This window comes from Paralcaligenes ginsengisoli, assembly GCF_054781135.1.
Genome location: NZ_BAAGUZ010000002.1, coordinates 201,170 through 220,481, shown reverse-complemented (window position 1 = coordinate 220,481; position 19,312 = coordinate 201,170). Strand labels below are relative to the sequence as shown.

The following is a 19,312-nucleotide window of genomic DNA, read 5'->3' as shown; positions in this document are numbered from 1 at the left end:
GTGCGGGCATGGGATTCCCCGTGCTCGCACCGGTATGGGCGGCAGGCTTCAGCCCGAGTTGCGCAGCCCTGCCGCAATTCCATTGATGGTCATGTGTATGGCGCGCTGGCTGCGGCTTTCCTCGTTGGCTTCCGTGGTTTTGCGACGTTCCGCGCGGTGGCGTTGCAACAGCTCCACCTGCAAGTGATTGAGCGGATCGATATAGGCAAAACGTTCGCTCAGCGATGCCCGTAGTTGCAGATTGTCGTCCAGCAATTCGCGCTGCGTGACGAGCTTGAACATTTCCAGCGTCAGGGCATGTTCCTGTTCGATGCGCTCAAACACTTTTTCACGCAATTTCTTGTCGGGCACAAGTTTCGAATACCGCCTGGCAATGGCCAGATCGGTTTTGGCCAGCACCATTTCGGCATTCGACAGCAGCGTATAGAAAAACGGCCAGTCGCGGGCCATGCCGCGCAATTGCGCCAGACGCGCGTCGCGGCTGCCCGGAGTATCGTCGCCTTTGTGTTCCAGGTAGGACAGAATCGCCGAACCCAGGCCGAACCAGCCGGTGAGCATCAGCCGGCATTGGGCCCACGAAAACCCCCACGGTATGGCTCGCAGGTCTTCAATGCGCCGGCTCGGTTTGCGCGCCGATGGCCGCGAGCCGATGTTCAGACCGGCGATTTCCAGGATAGGCGTCGAAGCGAAAAAATAGTCCGCGAATCCGGGGGTGTGGTAGACCAGATCTCTATACGCTTTTTGTGCGGCGACCGACATCAGGCTCAGTGCGGTTCCGTAGCGGGCCATATTTTCGTCTTCGGTTTGAGAGGCCGATTGATGAGGAGTGAGGCTGGCCTCGAGCGTGGCGGCCACAAGCAGTTCCAGATGCCAGCGCCCGACTTCGGCGTCCTTGTATTTGCTCTGTATGACTTCGCCCTGTTCGGTAAGCCGGATCTGGCCATTGACCGTGCCCGGGGGCTGAGCCAGGATCGCGTCGAAGCTTGATCCGCCGCCGCGCCCGACCGAGCCGCCGCGGCCGTGGAACAGGCGCAGCCGGGTTTTGCGCTTCTTGAAAACCTCGACCAATTGCCGCTCGGCCTGGTAGAGCGACCAGGTCGATGTCAGGAAGCCGCCGTCCTTGTTGCTGTCCGAGTAGCCCAGCATGACCTCCTGGATTCCGCCCTGGGTGTGGCGTATGCGCGTTGCCACCTCGGGCAGGTCGAGCCATGCCGCCATGATTTCGGGCCCGCGCTCCAGGTCGGGAATGGTTTCGAACAGAGGCACCACCATCAGTCCGTCATTGAGTCCGGACGTGGCGGCAGCCGGAGCGATCAAGCCGCTTTCCTGTTGCAGCACCAGGACTTCGAGCAAGTCGCTCAGGGTTTCGGTATGCGACACGATGGTCTGTTGTATGGCCTGGCGCCCGTAGCGTTGACGCGCTGCGGCGGCAGCCCGCAGTATGGCCAGTTCTTTTTCGGTTTCGTCCGAATACTGTATCCAGGGAGACACCAGGGGGCGGATTTCCTGGATTTCATTGCGCAGTACGGCGATGCGGTCCGCTTCGCAAAGCGTCGGATAATCGATGGCCTGGCCCTTGAACCGGACTCCTGCCGCCTTGAACAACTCGGCGAGCACGCGTTCGTGCACATCGGAGCTCTGGCGCAGGTCCACCGTGGCCAGGTGAAACCCGAAGACGCTGACGGCCTGAATCAAGCCGTTCAGCCGCAATAGGCCGATCAGGCCGCTGCGCTGCGTTTCCAGCGAATCGGCGATGACCTGCAGATCGAGCTGGAATTCGGCGGCGCCGGCGTAGGCCGGTGCCGGGTAGGTGGGGCGCAGCGCCAGCGACCGGCCCGTGATGTTCTGGGCCGTAGCGTCGAGCCGGGCATAGAGGTGGATGCAGGCGCGGCGATAAGGCTCGTCGGCGCGGTGCGGCGAGGCATCCTGGCTGGCCTGCGCGAGTGCAAGGAGCTCCGGGCTGACGGCGCTGAGCGTTTGCGAGATCGACAGTTCGGTGCCGAGGTCTTTTACTTCCTGCAGGTAATGCTGCAGGACTACCGTGGCTTGCCGCAGCAGCGCCTGTTCCAGGGTTGATGCGTTGACATTGGGATTGCCGTCGCGGTCGCCGCCGATCCAGCTGCCCATGCGCATAAAAGGCGGCAAGGGACTGGCATTGATGTCGAAACTGGAGCGGCCTGGTCGTCGCAGCTTGAGAGCGAGATCCTGGTACAGGCGCGGTATGGCGCTCAGGAAGGTGCTTTGGTAATAGCCCAGGGCGTTGTCTATTTCGTCCAGGACCGTGAGCTTTTGCCGGCGCAGCAGGCGTGTTTGCCAGAGGGTCTCCACCAGGCCGGTAAGCCGCTGCTGCAGCCATTCTTCTTCGGACGAGGTGAGGGTGGTGTCGCGGCGGCTCAGCTGCAGGGCGATTTCGCGGTGCACATCCAGGGTGCTTTTGCGCTGTACCTCGGTGGGGTGCGCCGTCAGTACCGCCATGATGCACGCGTCGCTGAGGTGGCGCTGGATTTTCCCGCTGCTTACGCCTTTGCTTTTCAGGAACTCGAAAGCATGCTGCAGGCTGCCGCGCTGCGGCGCGCTTTCGGTCAGGGCGTAGTGGCGTTGGCGCCGGTTCTGATCGCGGTCTTCGGCGATATTGGACAGATGCAGGAAGTAGGTAAAGGCGCGGATGACCAAGGTGGCATCCTGGCTGGCCAGCTTCTGTATCTGTTTTTCGAGCAGGATGCTGTCTTTGGTCTTGCCTTCGCGGCGAAAGGTAACGGCGGCGCGGCGCAGCCTTTCGATAACGTCGTAAATTGGCTTGCCTTCACATTCTTTAATGACTTCGCCGAGTATTTTTCCGAGCAGCCGTATGTCGGTACGCAAGTGGGACGACGGTTCCGTGTTGCTGGGGGCGGGCAAGTTCACTGGGACTCCTTGGTTGGATGGGGTTATGCAAGCAGGCGCCGGGCGCAAGCGCTAACTATACGATAGCTTGAGCCTTTTCCTCAAAAACGCCGGTACTTCGGGGCTGATTCGCGCAACGGCGCCAAGACGATTATCATATTCAGCCTTTAATTCCTTTTCTTTCTACCAGAGAACTTCAATGCCGCAATATCGTTCCCGTACTTCGACCCAAGGCCGCAACATGGCTGGCGCCCGCGCTCTGTGGCGTGCGACCGGCATGCAGGATGGCGATTTCGAAAAACCCATTATTGCGGTGGTGAACTCGTTTACCCAATTCGTACCGGGTCATGTGCACTTGAAAGACATGGGTCAATTGGTGGCCAGGCAAATCGAAGCGGCCGGCGGCGTAGCCAAGGAATTCAATACGATCGCGGTCGACGACGGTATCGCCATGGGTCACGGAGGCATGCTGTATTCGCTGCCGTCGCGCGAACTTATTGCCGATTCGGTGGAATACATGGTCAATGCGCATTGCGCCGACGCCATGGTGTGCATTTCCAATTGCGACAAAATCACCCCGGGGATGCTGATGGCTGCGATGCGCCTCAATATCCCTGTTGTGTTCGTATCGGGTGGCCCGATGGAGGCCGGGAAGATTGTTGAAGCGGGCACCCAGAAAGTACTGATGAAGCTCGATTTGGTCGACGCCATGATCAAGGCCGCCGATTCAAAGGTGAGCGATGCCGAGGCGGCCGAGGTTGAACGCAACGCCTGTCCGACTTGCGGTTCGTGCTCGGGCATGTTCACGGCGAACTCCATGAATTGCCTGGCCGAGGCCCTGGGCCTGGCCTTGCCGGGCAACGGAACCGTGGTGGCCACGCATGCGCGCCGCAAGAGCCTGTTCGAAAAAGCCGGTACGCTGATTGTCGATTTGGCCAAGCGTTATTACGAGCAGGACGATGCGTCGGTATTGCCGCGCAGCATTGCCACGTACCAGGCCTTTGAAAATGCCATGACGCTGGATGTCTCGATGGGCGGTTCGACCAATACGGTGCTGCATTTGCTGGCCGCGGCCCAAGAGGCGGGCGTTGATTTCACGATGTCCGATATCGATCGTATTTCGCGCAAGGTGCCTTGCGTGTGCAAGGTGGCGCCGGCAACGGACAAGTTTCATATCGAAGATGTGCATCGTGCCGGCGGCATATTGGGTATTTTGGGCGAGTTGTCGCGTGCCGGCCTGCTCAACGAAGACGCGGGCAATGTGCATAGCGGCACCTTGGGCCAGGCGATTCGCGACTGGGACGTGAATGGCGGTTCGGCCAGCGCGGAAGTGCATGAGTTTTTCAAGGCCGCGCCGGGCGGGGTCCGCACGCAGGTGGCATTCAGCCAGAATCGTCATTTCGAGCAGTTGGACCTGGATCGGCAGAAGGGCTGCATCCGCTCCAAGGAGCATGCGTATTCGCAAGATGGCGGGCTGGCTGTGCTGTACGGTAACCTGGCGCCCAAGGGCTGTATCGTCAAGACGGCGGGCGTCGATGAAAGCATACTCAAGTTTACTGGCATTGCGCGTGTGTTCGAAAGCCAGGAGGCTTCGGTTGAAGGCATTCTGGGCGGCGCCGTCAAGGCGGGCGATGTGGTGGTGATTCGCTACGAGGGGCCCAAGGGTGGGCCTGGCATGCAGGAAATGCTGTACCCGACGTCGTATCTGAAATCGAAGGGTTTGGGGGCGTGTTCGGCCTTGTTTACCGATGGGCGTTTTTCGGGCGGATCGTCGGGCTTGGTCATTGGCCATGCTTCGCCCGAAGCGGCCGAAGGCGGCAATATTGGCCTGGTCAATGATGGCGATGCGATTGAAATCGATATCCCGAATCGGTCGATCAATCTGGCCATCAGCAATGAGGAGCTCGCCCGGCGTCGCGCTGAAATGGAGGCCCGCGGCGACAAGGCCTGGCAGCCGGTGGATAGGGAACGTGTTGTGTCGCAGGCCTTGAAGGCCTACGCTGCGATGGCGACCTCCGCCGATCGCGGCGCGGTGCGGGATGTGTCGCAGTTGAATGGCGGTCGGCGGTAAGCGCTGGCGGGTCTGTGGGTTGCTCGTCATTCGCGTTTTTTTAGCGTTATTTAGTGTTCTTAAGGCGCGGGGGTGGCGGCCCGGGCAGGGTGGAGCTCGCATCGTCCGGTCCTGGCTGCGCCAGGACTGCCCGCGGCCGGCGCCTGGATCGGGCGGTCGCGGAACTCGCGTCGTCCACAGCCCCCCGGGCTGTGGACACCCTTGACGCTCAGACAACCGCTCCCTTGCATCCCGATCCAGGTGCCGGCCGCGGCGGACTCAAGCTCGCTCACCCTGCCTGGGCCGCCACCCCCGCTTGCGTTGGGGTTTTTTGGGCGATCGCAAACCTGCGTTTTTGCGTGCTTGTGGGCTGATATCACAATGAGCTATCGCATAAAGGCCATTCCAACAGATCCCCCCAACACATTGTCATCACATTGTTCGTGTCTTGCTTTCGGGCCGCCAGACTGCGACCAGTCCATTCGCCTGCAAGTCCTTGGTCACTTTGTGGGCCGGGCATATCGTGGTGAAAAGGAGTAATGTAAAACCGATGCGTGCCCCCATAAGGGCTGTTGCCGCATTCAACCCCGATTGAGTCGAGAATGGAAATGAGTCGAACGCACAGTTATAACATTCAGGTGAACTGGACTGGAAACAAGGGCGAGGGAACAACCGCGTATAGGTCTTATGAACGCAGCCACACCCTGAGTTCGGCTGGAAAGCCGGATATAGCGGGTTCGTCCGATGCGCATTTTCTGGGCGATGCCCAGCGGTGGAATCCGGAAGACCTGCTTGTCGGCTCAATTAGCGCCTGTCATCAGCTTTGGTACCTGCATCTATGCGCGGATGCGGGCATTGCCGTTCTGGCTTATGCCGATGAGGCGCAGGGCATCATGCAGGAAGATCCGGATCGCGGCGGTTTTTTTACGCAAATCACCTTGAGGCCCAAGGTGAGAATCCGGCGTGGCGACAATGCGCAGTTGGCGGCCAGTTTGCACGAGCGGGCGCATCATTTCTGCTTTATCGCCAATTCCGTCAATTTCCCCGTTATGTGCGAGCCGACGATCGAGTCCGAGTCTTGACTCCCGAACCTGCTACCGGCGTTACCTGCCTGTGGCGTTGCGCGCACCGGGTTCCGGCTAGGCCGCGTTTGAAAAACTTGCATTCCGGTGCCACACTCTAGCCTCCCAGGAGATAAATATGAATAAAGCCAAGCGTCTACGATCCGCGAATATTACTCAGGGCTCGGCCCGCGCGCCGAATCGTTCCATGTATTACGCCCTGGGCTATAAGGAAGAGGATTTTGCCAAGCCCATGGTGGGCGTGGCCAATGGCCACAGCACCATCACGCCTTGCAATAGCGGCTTGCAGAAGCTGGCCGATGCCGCCATTGCTGCCATCGAGGAGGCGGGCGGGAACGCCCAGGTATTTGGTACGCCGACGATTTCCGATGGCATGGCCATGGGCACCGAGGGCATGAAGTATTCGCTGGTGTCGCGCGAGGTCATCGCCGATTGTGTCGAAACCTGTGTGCAGGGCCAGTGGATGGATGGGGTGCTGGTGATCGGCGGCTGCGACAAAAACATGCCGGGCGGCATGATGGGCATGCTGCGCGCCAATGTACCGGCTATTTATGTCTATGGCGGCACGATTCTTCCGGGCCGTTATAAAAACCAGGATCTGAACATCGTCAGCGTATTCGAGGCGGTGGGCGAGAATTCGGCGGGCCGCATGAGCGACGAAGAGCTAAGGCAGATCGAGCTGCATGCCATACCAGGCAGCGGTTCGTGCGGCGGCATGTATACCGCCAACACCATGAGCTCCGCCTTCGAAGCGCTGGGCATGAGCCTGCCTTATTCATCCACCATGGCCAATGTGCACGATGAAAAAACCGGCTCGGCGGCGGAATCGGCCAAAACCCTGATCCGTGCGATCGAGCTCGATCTCAAGCCGCGCGATATCGTTACGCGGGCCTCCATCGAGAATGCCGTCAGCGTCGTCATGGCGACGGGCGGCTCCACCAATGCCGTGCTGCATCTATTGGCGATCGCCCATGCGGCGGATGTGCAGTGGACCATCGACGACTTCGAGCGTGTGCGCCAGCGCGTGCCGGTCATCTGCGACCTGAAGCCCAGCGGCAAGTACCTGGCTGTCGATCTGCATCGCGCCGGCGGCATTCCGCAAGTCATGAAAATTCTGTTGAACGCGGGTTTGCTCAATGGCGACTGCATGACGATTACCGGGAAGACGATGGCGGAGACCTTGAAGGACATACCCGATGCGCCGTCCGCGGATCAGGACGTCATTCATACCCTGGACAAGGCGCTGTACGCCAAGGGCCACTTGGCCATACTCAAGGGCAATCTGTCGCCGGAAGGGGCGGTGGCCAAAATTACCGGGCTTAAAAATCCGGTCATGACCGGACCCGCCAGGGTCTTCGAAGACGAGCAGTCCGGGCTCAAGGCCATATTGGATGGCAAGATCAAGGCCGGCGATGTCATGGTGTTGCGTTACCTCGGCCCCAAGGGCGGCCCCGGCATGCCTGAAATGCTCGCGCCCACGGGCGCTTTGGTAGGGGCCGGCCTGGGCGATTCGGTGGGCCTGATCACTGACGGCCGTTTTTCGGGAGGCACCTGGGGCATGGTGGTTGGGCATGTTGCGCCTGAGGCGGCCGTGGGCGGCTGCATAGCGCTGGTGCGCGAGGGCGATTCCATTACCATCGATGCCCATCGCCTGCTGTTGCAACTGAACGTTCCCGAAGAAGAGATCAAGGCGCGTCGTGCCGCCTGGCAGGCGCCGGCACCGCGCTATACGCGCGGCGTGCAGGCCAAGTTCGCGTTCAATGCATCCACGGCCAGCACGGGGGCGGTGCTGGACAATTTCTAGGGTTCAGTGTTTTTTGCCTGACGGCGGAGCGGTGGGCAAATAGGGCCGCCAGCTCCGCCATTCAGTCTTTGCTCAATCCTAATTTGTATTCAATGTTGTGCACCAGGCCCAGCAGGCGCGGCCCCAGGTCTTTTTCCAGCCGGCTCCGGTCGGTGGCGTAGCTTGGGACTGTCAGGTTGAACGCCAGGGACATGCCGTTTACCTCTCCTTTCATGGGGACTGCGACGGCGGCCAGGGTTGGCCTCCAGTCGCCGGCTACGACGCAGAACCCCAGCGTATCTATTTCCGAAAAAGCGGTATCCAGTCCAGGGCGGAATTTTTCCCAATCGTCGGGATAAGCTTGCTGCAAGCGCTTGAGGATCAGCGCCCGTTCTGGCTTGTCCTGGCAATATAGAAGCGCTCTGCCAATGGCCGTACGCAGGAACGGGCGGGTTGAGCCGACGCCGGGCTTGGTGTCGTTGGACTCCTGGTCCTGCACGGTTTCGACGTAGACCACCTGGAAGCGATCGCGTGCACCCACCGAAACCGGGCCATGGGCATAGCGGGCCAGTTCCAGCATGGCGGGGGCCGCGACCTGACGGATCGTCAGTTGGGAAAGCAAGGGATAGCCCAATGACAATACCGCGGGCCCTAGCGAGTACTTGCTTGTTTGACGGTCGCGCCGCAGATAACCCAGCCCCACCAAGGTGAATGTCAATCGGGAAACCGTGGGTCGCGACATCGCCAATTGCTCCGCGATGTCCTTGTTGCCCAGGGTTCCCGCGCCATTGGCGAAGCAACCCAGAACGGCCAGCCCGTTAGCCAAGGTGGACGCAAACTGTGGATGGGCCCGCAACGCCGCGCTATCTAAAAATTCGGGCCGGTCTTTTTCCTGTTCCGCCATCTGGGCTCCTTGATTTGATTCTTGACATATTAGCGAATCGCAACAATAATTCAATTCAAATAAATGAAATTAAATTCCAATTAATGGAATTAAACTCCGTAGAGCATCAATTAATATGAATCGATCCGCTTCGCCGTCCTTCAGCGGCCAGCCGCTTTTTTCTTTTGTCGTTGTCGCCGACACCCACGTCAATGAGAGCGATGGCGTGTCCAGTTCGCCGTATCGCACCAACCAGTTGGCCAATGAGCGTGCGCGCCATGTCTTTCTGGACATTGCCGCTATGGAACCGGCGCCGAAGTTTGTCGTGCACTTGGGCGATATCGTGCATCCCGTACCGTCGCTGCCGACATTCCAGGATGCCGTGGCCTGCTTCAAGGACATTGCCAGCCCGCTAACGGTGCCGGTGCATCTGGTGCCCGGCAACCATGACGTGGGTGACAAGCATGTGGATTGGATGCCGGCGGACCAGGTGTGCGAGGCGTTTCTTGAGACGTATCGCGCAGCTTTCGGCCAGGATTATTTTGCGTTCGACGAGGGGGATTTGCGCTTTGTCATTATCAATTCGCTATTGCTGAATTCCGGCTTGCCCGATGAAGAGCGCCAAAAACAATGGCTCCAGCGGCAGGTCATGGAAGCCGGCGGCAAACGTGTCTTTCTTTTCATGCATTACCCGCCCTATATTTACTCGACTGATGAGCGTGGCAGCTACGACAATGTCGATGAGCCTGGCCGGAGCTGGCTGCTCGAGTTGTTGCGCCAGCCCCAGGTGGAAGCCGTTTTCGCCGGCCATGTGCATAATTTCTGGTACGACCGAATAGGCCAGGCAGAGTTCTATATGCTGCCTTCCACTGCTTTTCTGCGTCACGATTTTTCCGAGTTCTACCGAGTGGCTCCCAGTGTCGAGTTTGGCCGGGGCGATGTCGACAAGTTCGGTTATTTCGTGGTGGACGTATTCGCCAACGGCCATGTCGCCTATTCGATCCGCACCATGGGCGCCCAGGCCAAAGCCGGAACGACCCGCATTGCCCGGCCGTCCCGCTTCCTGGCGCATCCCAAGACGTCTTCCTTCAATAATGTCGGTGTCGAATTGCGGCACCCCTGGGCGGAAAGCATGCAGATCACCGCCACCGGCGGAGTGCAGGAGTTCGGCCGGAAATGGGCGCGCAACGATTACCCGCTGCTGGCCTTGTGGGAAATGGGCGCGCGCCTCTCCAAAGTGCCCGATCTGGATCTGGCCGAGATTGAATCCCGGGAACGCATGCGGCTCATGGCCCGGATGGGCCATCAATACATCGTTACTTCGCTGGGGGCGCCCAAGCCCGGTCTCTTGTCGCTGGATATGGCCGCATGCGGTGTGGCCGCATTCGAGGTCAATGCCACGCTGGATGGTTTTGAGCGGCAGCGCGGCACCTTGCGGGCCATCCGCTCGGAGACCGGCGCCGGGATTTATTATTCGAAGATCCTCAGTGCCGATCCTTCTCATTACGATGGCACGCATTTCAGTCATTTCGTCAAAGCCGGTTTCACACTCGATGAACTGGCCGTGCACCGCGAATTCATTGTCGCCGCGCTCCATGCGGGCGATATCGACGGGGTCACGGTACGCATAGAGGCGGATCAGGAGCTTGTGCCGGCGGCCCTGCGACTCATGGAATTCAGCCGCGATACGGGCTGCCATGTGCTTGCGTCGCTCAAGCTCAGCGGCCCCAGCCTTGCCATTGAACGCGCGGACGATCTTGCTGTGGCGGCCAGTGTTGCGCAGGCCATGATCCTTTCCAAGGCTTCGTCGGCTATCCGCTATGTCTACGATACGTTCATGGACGTCGATCGCGGCTATTTCCCCCGGCATGCTTTTATCGACCGGCGCTTCAATCCGCGCATTGCCGCCAGCGTTTTTACTACGCTCAATGCACTGCTTTCCGGCGCCGCAAGCATTGCTCTGGAAGAGAACATCCCGAATGCGGGCGGTTCGCTTGTATTCAGTGCCGGCGCCAACCGCTATGCGCTGATCTGTGCGAAAACGGGGCAAGCCCTCGATCTGCTCAAAACGCTTCCACCGGCCTGCATTGCCCACGACTTGGCCTCGGGCTTGCGGCAAACGATTGAAACTGAAATAGACATGCTCGAAAGTGCAGAGGCCGCGAAGGCTGATGAATTGCAGTTGCTGTTGATTTTGCTTGAATGAAGGCGCATTACTGGATCTCAATTTATCGGAGAATACCTATGCAGTGTCGTTCTATAGCCCTGGCCTTGCTGCTGGGCATGCTATTTGTTTCGCCCGCCAGCCGGGCCGCTTATCCGGATAAACCCGTCAAGCTTCTGGTCGGCTATGCGCCAGGCGGGTCCACCGACATTGTGGCCCGCCTGCTCGCCAAGGTCCTGACTCAAAAATGGCGGCAGTCCGTAGTGGTTGAAAACAAGACTGGCGCAAGCGGCATGATTGCCGCCGAACAGACGGTCCACGCCGCTCCTGATGGCTACACGCTGTTGCTTGGATACACTCCGGAGGTCTCGCTCAACAAGCTGGTGTTCAAGCGCATGCACTACGACCCCATCACCGATTTGTCGGCCTTGGCTCTGGTTGCCTCGGCGCCCCTGGTTCTTGTCAGCGGACCCAAGCTGCATGCCAGAAATTTGAAGGAGTTGCTGACATACAAAGGGTCGAAGCGGCAGATCAGCTATGGGTCGCCGGGCGTGGGCGGCCAGCAGCACATGGCGGGAGAGATGCTGGGGCGCCTCACTGGCCTGCCGCTGATGCATGTGCCATACCGCGGCACTTCTCTTGCGGTCAACGATCTGCTGGGTGGCCAGATCGATTTGTTTTTTGCAACCACGCCGCCGCTGCTCCAGCACATCCGCGCCGGCAAGCTGTGGCCCATTCTGGTGGCCGGGCCCAAGCGTGAAAAATTATTGCCCAATGTGCCCACGGCCGTGGAACTGGGTTTGCCGCGGCTGCAGCTTACGAACTGGTTCGGTGTGTTCGGGCCCAAGGATTTACCGGCGGAACTGGCCGGCAGGATCAGCGACGATGTGATGGCGGTGTTCAAAGATCCGGGCTTTGTGAAATCTCTGGAAGACCAGGGGCTGACGCCTACGCCCTTGCAAGGCGCTGCCTTCAAGGATTTCATAGGCGCCGAGATGAAGAAGTATCAGGAGATCGTCGCGGAAACCGGAATATCGGTGCAATAAGCCTGTCGCACCCGGGGCGCTGGAGCCCCTGCTGCCTTGCCTGGCAAGGCGCCGGACTGCCTGAAGAAAGAGGGTCGGAAGAAACGCTAAATGGATTTTCCGGCCCATTGCATAGTGCCGAGCCAGTCGGTCAGGAAGCCCAGAAATGTCCGGACGCGCGCGGGCATATTCTTGCGGCTGGGGAACACGGCATAAATTTCCAGCTCGGTGGGTTGATACTCGGGCAATACTATTTGAAGGCGGCCGTCTTTCAGGTCCTGGTCCACCATGTAGCGGGGATGCATTGAAATGCCGTGGCCGAGCAAAGCAGCGTGGCGCAATGGTTCGCCGAAGTTGGCGCGAATGGTTCCTTGCACCTGAACCGCTACGTTTCCCCCTGGGCCGGTGAATTTCCACGAATTGGTAGGGGATTTGAGCGAATGCACCATGCAGTCGTGGCTGGCCAGCCCCAGCACCGACTGGGGGTGGCCGCGCCGTTTCAGGTAGCCCGCCGAAGCCACCAGCACTTGCGGAACGATAGCCAGCCGGTGTGCGATCTGGCTGGTATCCTTCAACGATGGTGTAATGCGAATCAACATATCCAGCCCTTCGGTCACCAGATCGGCCCTGCCGTCGTCCAGATACATGATCACGCGGATATCCGGGTGGACGTCGGCGAAAGCGGTAATGGCGGGAACCAGATGATGGGCGCCGAATGAAGGAGGCGTGCCAACGCGCAGGGTACCCTTGAGTTCCTTCACCGACATCTGCAAGCGTGCTTCTATGCTGTCGACATGTTCAAGCAGGCTTCGGCCGTTCTCCAGCAGCGACAGGCCGGCCTCGGTCAGGCTTACGCTTTTTGTGGTTCGGGTCAGCAGCTGGACCCCCAATGACTTTTCCAGCCATATCACGTGTTTGGTGACATTGCTCTTTGCTATTCCCAATCGTTGGGCGGCCGCCGAAAAGCTCAACTGCTGCGCCACTTCGATAAATATTTCAATGCTGCGTAGCCTATCCATTTTGGCTCCATAGTTTCCATTTCAAGAATAATATATTCCTGATTTGGTTCTATGCATACAGGAATAGGGTCACTATACTGCCGTCTCACTGTTTCTATTTTAGATACTATGGCGCCAGGCGGCAAAGGAGATCGCGGACAGATGGCAGGTGTCGATTTCACGCATCAGGCACTTCGCACCCGCCTGGTTTGCAGACCGGGAGCCGCCCTCGCCCTGGCCGACGAACTGGCGCATCTTGGGTGCCGGCGACCTTTGATACTGACCAGCAAAAGCATGCGTGCCCACAGTTTGTATGCCGACCTTCTGCTTTTGTTGTCCGATGTGGCGGTAGCTGAATTCGACAATATTCCCCAGCACTCCGATCTGGAAATGATTGGCCGAGTCACAGAGCGGATGAATTTTCATGAGGCCGATTGCGTGGTTGCTGTGGGTGGGGGAAGCGTATCCGACAGCGCGAAGGCCGCGGCATTGCTGTTTGCGGAAGGCGGCACACTGCGCGATCTGGCATCGCGCTTCATCTTGCCGGCCACGATTGTGGCGCCCGATCTGCTGCGCCCGAAGGTTCCAATCATCTCGATCCCAACGACGGCTTCGGCCGCCGAGGTGACTCCGTCTTTCGGCGTGCGTACGCCCGAGGGTGAAAAGCTGCTGTTCTGGGATCCACAACTTGCCAGTCGCGTCATTTTGCTGGATGCGAAGCTGAATCTGTCGATTCCCGCGCCGCTCATGCTGGCCACAGGCATGAACGGCCTGGCCCATTGCCTGGAAGGCTTGTACTCGACAAGCCGGTCGCCGATTTCCACCTCTCTGGCGTTGGAAGGGATAAGGCGGTTCGACCATGCATTGCGCGCCGTGGCTCGCGATCCGGAATCAATTGAGTACCGTGTCGAGTTGCTGGTGGCTGCGCATTTATCCGGCATGGTTCTGGCTTCCGCGCGCAGCTGTCTGCATCATGCGGTGTGCCATGTGATTGGAGCCACATGCGGAGTGCCTCATGGTCTTGCCAATACGGTCATGCTGCCGCACACCGTGCGTTTCAATCAGAGCGCGGCGCCGGATTGCCTGAGCCCGATCGAGGCCGTTCTGGGTGAATCCTTATCGGCATTGCCGCCAGGTGATGACGGGTTTTTATTTTCCTGGCTTGCCAATCTGCAGGCGGAATGCCGCCTGCCTGGCAGCCTGCGCGATATTGGCGTGGCCCGGGAGGCATTGCCCGATATTGCGCGAAAAACAATGCATGAGCGCGGCCTGGCTTTCAATCCGCGTCCGGTCAATAAGCCGGACGACATTGAAGCCATTCTTGACGCCGCGTGGTAGCAGCCGTTCCATCGCAAACCATCGCAGTAGCCGGAGGTATTTCATGAAGGTCACAAAAAGCGGAGCAAGCCTGGGGGCCCGGGTCGAGGGCCTCGATCTGTCCGCCGCGCTTGCGCCGGAAGATTTCGCTGAAATTGAAAAACTGCTGGGGGCTTTCGGCGTCCTGTTTTTTCCGGCGCAGCATATTTCGGCTGTGCAGCTCAAAACGTTTGCCCAGAATTTCGGCACGCTGGAGGTAAATGTTGCGAACAGCTATCAAGAGCCGGGATTGCCCGAAGTGATGACTTTGTCGAATATTGTCGAAAACGGCAAGCCGATAGGCCTGAGCGACGCGGGGCAGGACTGGCATACCGATATGTCGTATAGCAAGCTGATTGCCTTCGTGAATATTCTGTACGGCATGCAGATTCCGCATCGGGATGGCGAACCCTTGGGTTGTACGGAGTTCTGCAATATGCATGCGGCCTACGAGGCATTGCCGCAAGAGCTGAAAGTACGGCTCGAAGGCATGACAGTCCTGCACGATTTCAACAAGTTCTGGGAAATGATGCGGCGTGAAAAGGGGAGCAGCCGCCCACCCCTGACCGAGGCCCAGCGTCTGGCGCGACCGCCTGTTTCGCATCCCATTTTCATGGTGCATCCGATCAGCGGCAGGAAGGTGCTCTACGCCAATCCAGGCTACTCGATACGAATCAATGAAATGCCTCAAGAGGAAAGCGATCGCATGCTGGAGTTCCTGTTCGCCCATCAGACTCAGGAGGCCTTTCGTTATCGGCATCGCTGGACTGTCGGCGATGTACTGATGTGGGACAACATGGGCACGATACACAATGCCGTTGCGGACTACACGCCGGACGAGCACCGCTTGATCAAGCGCTGCCAGGTGGCCGCCGACCGTTACTTTCCGGAGGCGGCATGAAACTGGTCAGCTATCGGGGCGACGGCGAGGCACCCAGAACAGGGGTGGTGCTGGAGGCCGGCATTCTTGATGTGAGCGAATGGATTGCCGCCCAGGCTGTATCGGGCAGCACACAGGAACATTGCCTGCGCAGCGGCCACCCGGCCGCCTCGGGCGGCATGCTTCGGCTGCTTCAAGGCGGGGCTGACGTCATGCGGAGTCTTCACGTGCACGTCGAGCAGTGCCAGGCCCAGGCGGCGACCCGCTATCAAACGCTGGAATCCGTTCGCTTGTACCCGCCCGTTCCGCGGCCCGGGAAGGTGGTGGCGGTGGGCAGGAATTACGCGGATCATGCGAAGGAGACAGGCGTTGCGCCCTTTGAGAAGCCGCGGATTATTGGCAAGCTTGCCTCATGCCTGAGCTCGCCCGGCGCGATTGTCGCATGTCCGGACGGCGTGAAGAAACTGGATTTCGAGGCCGAGCTCGCGGTTGTCATCGGCGACTATGGGTATTGCGTTCCCGAGTCGCGGGCCCTGGAATGGGTGGCCGGCTATTCTGTGTTGAACGATCTCAGTGCGCGTGAATTCCAGTTCGATATTTCCCCGCCGCAGACAACATTCGCCAAGAGCATGGACGGTTTCTGCCCGATGGGGCCGTGGCTGCTTACCTCGGACGAGATCGGCGACCCGCAGTCATTGATGGTATCGAGCTGGGTAAACGGCGTGCTGAAACAGCAGGCCGGTACGCGCGACATGCTGTTTCCGGTTGCCACGCTGGTTGCCTACATTTCGCGCTTCATGACGCTCGAACCAGGCGATGTATTGGCGACTGGAACACCCGCGGGCAGCGGCGCTTTCCGTACGCCGCCTGAATATCTGCAAGCGGGAGATCGAGTCAGGCTGGAGGTGTCGGGCGTAGGTGTGCTGGAACACAGCATTGCTTAGCAAGAAGCAGCAAATACATTAAATCAAAAGGAAGAGACAAATGAAGACACTTATTGCATTACTGGCCACCTTGGCCATGAGCCTATCCGCTTCCGGAGCGAGTGCGAAGGATTTTCCCGACGGACCCATACACATGATCGTAGGCTACTCGGCGGGAGGGCCTACCGATGTCATCGCCCGCCTGATTGCCAAGAGCATGACGGCGACACTGGGGCAGTCGGTCGTTGTCGAGAACCGGACCGGGGCGGTTTCGATGATTGCCACGCGCGATGTGGCGCGTGCGGCGCCCGATGGCTATACGCTGTTGTTCACCTCCTTGTCCCTTAACGTCAATCCCCTGCTGCTGGGAGAAAAAGCTGGCTACGATCCCAAGGATTTTGCACCGATTTCCCTGGTTGCAACCTTGCCGCTCGTTGCCGTCACGCGTTACGACTCCCCGGTCAAGTCGATCAAAGAACTGATCGACAAGGCGCGGGCCAAGCCCGGCGCGGTGACCTTCGGGTCTTCGGGCGTAGGCGGTTCGGCGCATCTGGCCGCGGCGATGATGGGCATTATGGCGAAGGTGAAAATGCTGCATGTGCCTTTTCGCGGCAATGCGCCGGCCCTGGCGGAGGTCATGGCGGGTCGTGTGGATTTCATGTTCTATCCAAGCATAGGCATATCCAATTATGTAAACCAAAAACGGCTTAGAGTGCTTGCCGTGGGCACGGCCAAGCCGCTTGCCGATTTTCCCGGTGTGCCAACCATGAATCACGAAGGTTTCCCGGGGTTTGAACTCACCGCCCCGTGGGTGGGTTTGCTGGCACCAGCCAAGACGCCGGCCAAGATTGTCGCGCAGTTGAACAAGGCTGTTGTCGAAGCGCTGAAAGATCCCGAGATCCAGAAGCGGCTGCACGACCTGGGAGCCATCACGCAGAGCGATACGCCGCAAGAGTTCCGCAATTACCTCAACAAGGATAAAGAGCGCTGGGCGCACGTTATCAAAGCGGCCGATATAAAGATCGACGCGAAATGAGCGATGGGCGGGCGATGGCGCGAAGGCTGGCTGGTGCTCGTTCGATTGACGACCTCCGCCGCCTGGCGCAGCGGCGGCTGCCTCGCGCCATCTTCGATTTCTTCGATGGCGGTGCGGAAGACGAAATCGTTCTGCGCGATAATCGGGACGCGTTTGGGCGGGTCCGGCTTATGCCGCGCACGCTTGTCGATGTATCGACCATTGACTTCGGCGTGGAACTGCTTGCCGCCTCTGCCTCTTTGCCCATGGCGGTTGCGCCCACAGGTGCGGCCGGGTACGGCTGGCCGAACGGCGATATCGCCATTGCACGGGCTGCCGTCGCCGCCGGTATTCCCTATACTTTATCGACCTCGGCGACGGCTTCGATTGAAGAAGTGGCCCGCCAGGCGCCTGGCAGGCTCTGGTTCCAGGCCTATATCCTACGCGATGGCGCAGCGCTGGCAGGCTTGATCGAACGGGCACGAGCGGCCGATTACGAAGCGCTCATGATCACCGTGGATCTGCCCGTGGGCGGAAAGCGCGAGCGCGATTTCCGCAACCATCTGTCTTTCCCATTTCATTTCACACCGCGCAATGTGCTGGATTTCGCCTGCCACCCGCGATGGTCGCTGGCCTTGCTGCGCAATGGCATGCCGGTTGTCGAGAATCTGAAAAACCTGCGGCCAGCGCCGGCCGATAGCGCTAATAAAGCCGCGTCGTCTGTAGGGCGGTATTACGATCCTTCTTTCGATTGGTCGCGTCTGCAGCAATTGCGTGACGCGTGGCCTCGCAAGCTTATCGTGAAGGGCGTGCTTTGCCCCGATGATGCCCGTCGGCTGTCGGCGATGGGTTGCGATGCCATCGTTGTGTCCAACCATGGCGGACGCCAGCTTGACTGCGTCCCTGCCTCCCTGAACGCCTTGTCGGCGGTTGTCCGGGCCGTTGAGGGGCGAACGCCCGTCCTGATCGATGGCGGGGTTCGCCGCGGCAGCGATATTTTCAAGGCCCGGGCCCTGGGCGCGCAAGGAGTGCTGATCGGGCGCGCGACTCTTTATGGTGTTGCGGCGGCGGGCCAGTGCGGCGCCGCGCGCGCCATCGACATCCTGCGCGAGGAATTCGTCCGGACCATGCAGCTTTGCGGCGTGCCGCATGCCAATCAGATTGGGCCGTCGGCGTTGTTTGCATAGGGGTAGAGGCCAGGCTCTTGCCTTACAGATACGGCCCCGGCCCGCACGCATGATTCAACAGTGCCTGCCGCCGGTTATCAAGGCGCGCTTTCCATTTTGTCTTCGAATTTGCGTTTCAGGATTTCGTAGACGTGCAGGGTCAAGGGGCTGATGGTGTCTTTGCGCGTCCACAAGTAATAGCTGACAGGTGCCAAAGGCGGCAGGCCGTCGGACTCTCCCAGCACGCGCATATCCGCTTCCAGCAGTTCGACACTGCGGGCCGTGATGCCCAGCCCCGCGCGGACGGCGGCCTTGATGCCGATCAGGGTAGGGGCCAGGTAGTTGATATGCCACTCCAGCTTGGTCTGTTCCAGCGCCATCAGGGCGGTTTTGCGGAATATGCTGGGCTCGTCGGCCAGGATCAACGGCACGGGGGCCCGCTTGTTGTGGACATAGTCGGCGGCGCACAGCCAGGCGGTGGGCGAGGTGCGCAAGATTATTCCATTGAGGTTTTTTTGATAGCGCGTGGATATGGTCAGGTCGAGATCGCCCGATTCCAGGGCGCTCATCAGGAATGGGCTGCGGTCTACGCGGATTTCCAGGCGCACTTTCGGCGCGTAGCGCGCAATATGAGTCAGGGCGGACGGCAGGATGGTGTCGGCCACGTCTTGCGGGGCACCCAGCCGTACGTCTCCTTCCATCGGCTGTTGCCCTATGGTGCGCAAGGCTTCGTCGTTGATGGCCAGCAGGCGCCGCCCGTATCCGGCCAGCTTGCTGCCTTGCGGCGTCAAAACACGGCGCCGGCCCTTTTTTTCGAACAAGGGGAAGCCTATCAATGATTCAAGGCGCTGCATCTGCTGCGTGACGGCGGACTGGGTTTTGAACAATTCATTTGCCGCGCCAGAAAATGTATTAGCTTTTTCTATGGTTACCAAGGTGCGCAACAAATCAAGGTCCAGATTTCTCATAGGGAAATCCCTTATAAAACAAAGAATATAAACAGCCTCTCATAGATAATACATTAGTATTACTTATGTGTTTTTTATAATTATTAATTTGTTAGAGTAGCCATACCCGCCTATATTTTCGTTCATTAAAGGAGAT

Annotated in this window: 14 protein-coding genes; 10 read left to right on the top strand and 4 right to left on the bottom strand. The window is 59.3% G+C overall.

Annotation, left to right across the window (positions count from 1 at the left end):
- Nucleotides 1-48 precede the first annotated feature (48 nt).
- Nucleotides 49-2,904 carry a phosphoenolpyruvate carboxylase gene (ppc, locus tag ACYVIS_RS01200; RefSeq protein ID WP_460873036.1) on the bottom strand — a complete coding sequence of 952 codons (2,856 nt, stop codon included), beginning with the start codon at nucleotides 2,902-2,904 and terminating at the stop codon, nucleotides 49-51.
- Nucleotides 2,905-3,082: 178 nt separating this feature from the next.
- Between ppc and ilvD (ACYVIS_RS01195) the strand changes: the two genes are divergently transcribed.
- From ilvD (ACYVIS_RS01195) to ilvD (ACYVIS_RS01185), 3 genes are all read left to right on the top strand, one after another.
- The gene (gene ilvD, locus ACYVIS_RS01195; protein ID WP_232742359.1) at nucleotides 3,083-4,954 is read left to right on the top strand and encodes a dihydroxy-acid dehydratase; all 1,872 of its coding nucleotides are present in this window, start codon (nucleotides 3,083-3,085) and stop codon (nucleotides 4,952-4,954) included.
- Between the two features lie 587 nt (nucleotides 4,955-5,541).
- A complete protein-coding gene (locus tag ACYVIS_RS01190; RefSeq protein WP_232742360.1) occupies nucleotides 5,542-6,015 on the top strand; it encodes an OsmC family protein in 474 nt (157 codons plus the stop codon).
- Nucleotides 6,016-6,133: 118 nt separating this feature from the next.
- Nucleotides 6,134-7,819 carry a dihydroxy-acid dehydratase gene (gene ilvD, locus ACYVIS_RS01185; RefSeq protein WP_232742361.1) on the top strand — a complete coding sequence of 562 codons (1,686 nt, stop codon included), beginning with the start codon at nucleotides 6,134-6,136 and terminating at the stop codon, nucleotides 7,817-7,819.
- Nucleotides 7,820-7,880: 61 nt separating this feature from the next.
- Here the strand turns inward: ilvD (ACYVIS_RS01185) and ACYVIS_RS01180 are convergent, their stop codons facing one another.
- Nucleotides 7,881-8,702, bottom strand: coding sequence for an IclR family transcriptional regulator (locus ACYVIS_RS01180; protein WP_460873035.1), 822 nt, complete (start codon nucleotides 8,700-8,702; stop codon nucleotides 7,881-7,883).
- A gap of 115 nt (nucleotides 8,703-8,817) precedes the next feature.
- Here ACYVIS_RS01180 and ACYVIS_RS01175 point away from each other — a divergent pair, with 115 nt between their 5' ends.
- On the top strand, nucleotides 8,818-10,887 hold the full coding sequence (locus ACYVIS_RS01175) for a metallophosphoesterase (protein WP_460873034.1): 2,070 nt from the start codon (nucleotides 8,818-8,820) through the stop codon (nucleotides 10,885-10,887).
- A 38-nt stretch (nucleotides 10,888-10,925) separates the two neighbouring features.
- On the top strand, nucleotides 10,926-11,891 hold the full coding sequence (locus ACYVIS_RS01170; protein WP_460873033.1) for a Bug family tripartite tricarboxylate transporter substrate binding protein: 966 nt from the start codon (nucleotides 10,926-10,928) through the stop codon (nucleotides 11,889-11,891).
- A gap of 86 nt (nucleotides 11,892-11,977) precedes the next feature.
- On the opposite strand, the gene ACYVIS_RS01165 is transcribed toward ACYVIS_RS01170, so the two are convergent.
- A complete protein-coding gene (locus ACYVIS_RS01165; protein WP_232742365.1) occupies nucleotides 11,978-12,889 on the bottom strand; it encodes a LysR family transcriptional regulator in 912 nt (303 codons plus the stop codon).
- Between the two features lie 141 nt (nucleotides 12,890-13,030).
- On the opposite strand from ACYVIS_RS01165, the gene ACYVIS_RS01160 reads away from it, so the two are divergent.
- The 5 genes from ACYVIS_RS01160 to ACYVIS_RS01140 are packed head-to-tail and all read left to right on the top strand — an operon-like array spanning nucleotide 13,031 to nucleotide 18,229.
- Nucleotides 13,031-14,206 carry an iron-containing alcohol dehydrogenase family protein gene (locus ACYVIS_RS01160; RefSeq protein WP_232742366.1) on the top strand — a complete coding sequence of 392 codons (1,176 nt, stop codon included), beginning with the start codon at nucleotides 13,031-13,033 and terminating at the stop codon, nucleotides 14,204-14,206.
- Between the two features lie 43 nt (nucleotides 14,207-14,249).
- Nucleotides 14,250-15,125, top strand: coding sequence for a TauD/TfdA dioxygenase family protein (locus tag ACYVIS_RS01155; protein ID WP_232742367.1), 876 nt, complete (start codon nucleotides 14,250-14,252; stop codon nucleotides 15,123-15,125).
- Nucleotides 15,122-16,048 carry a fumarylacetoacetate hydrolase family protein gene (locus ACYVIS_RS01150; protein ID WP_232742368.1) on the top strand — a complete coding sequence of 309 codons (927 nt, stop codon included), beginning with the start codon at nucleotides 15,122-15,124 and terminating at the stop codon, nucleotides 16,046-16,048. The genes ACYVIS_RS01155 and ACYVIS_RS01150 overlap by 4 nt, the downstream gene beginning before the upstream one ends.
- A 40-nt stretch (nucleotides 16,049-16,088) precedes the next feature.
- Nucleotides 16,089-17,063 carry a Bug family tripartite tricarboxylate transporter substrate binding protein gene (locus tag ACYVIS_RS01145; RefSeq protein WP_232742369.1) on the top strand — a complete coding sequence of 325 codons (975 nt, stop codon included), beginning with the start codon at nucleotides 16,089-16,091 and terminating at the stop codon, nucleotides 17,061-17,063.
- Nucleotides 17,060-18,229 (top strand): alpha-hydroxy acid oxidase, encoded by a 1,170-nt coding sequence (locus tag ACYVIS_RS01140; protein WP_232742370.1) that lies wholly within the window; start codon nucleotides 17,060-17,062, stop codon nucleotides 18,227-18,229. Before ACYVIS_RS01145 ends, ACYVIS_RS01140 begins: the two co-directional genes overlap by 4 nt.
- Before the next feature lie 77 nt (nucleotides 18,230-18,306).
- Here ACYVIS_RS01140 and ACYVIS_RS01135 read toward each other — a convergent pair whose 3' ends face one another.
- The gene (locus ACYVIS_RS01135; protein ID WP_232742371.1) at nucleotides 18,307-19,176 is read right to left on the bottom strand and encodes a LysR substrate-binding domain-containing protein; all 870 of its coding nucleotides are present in this window, start codon (nucleotides 19,174-19,176) and stop codon (nucleotides 18,307-18,309) included.
- Nucleotides 19,177-19,312: the final 136 nt, after the last annotated feature.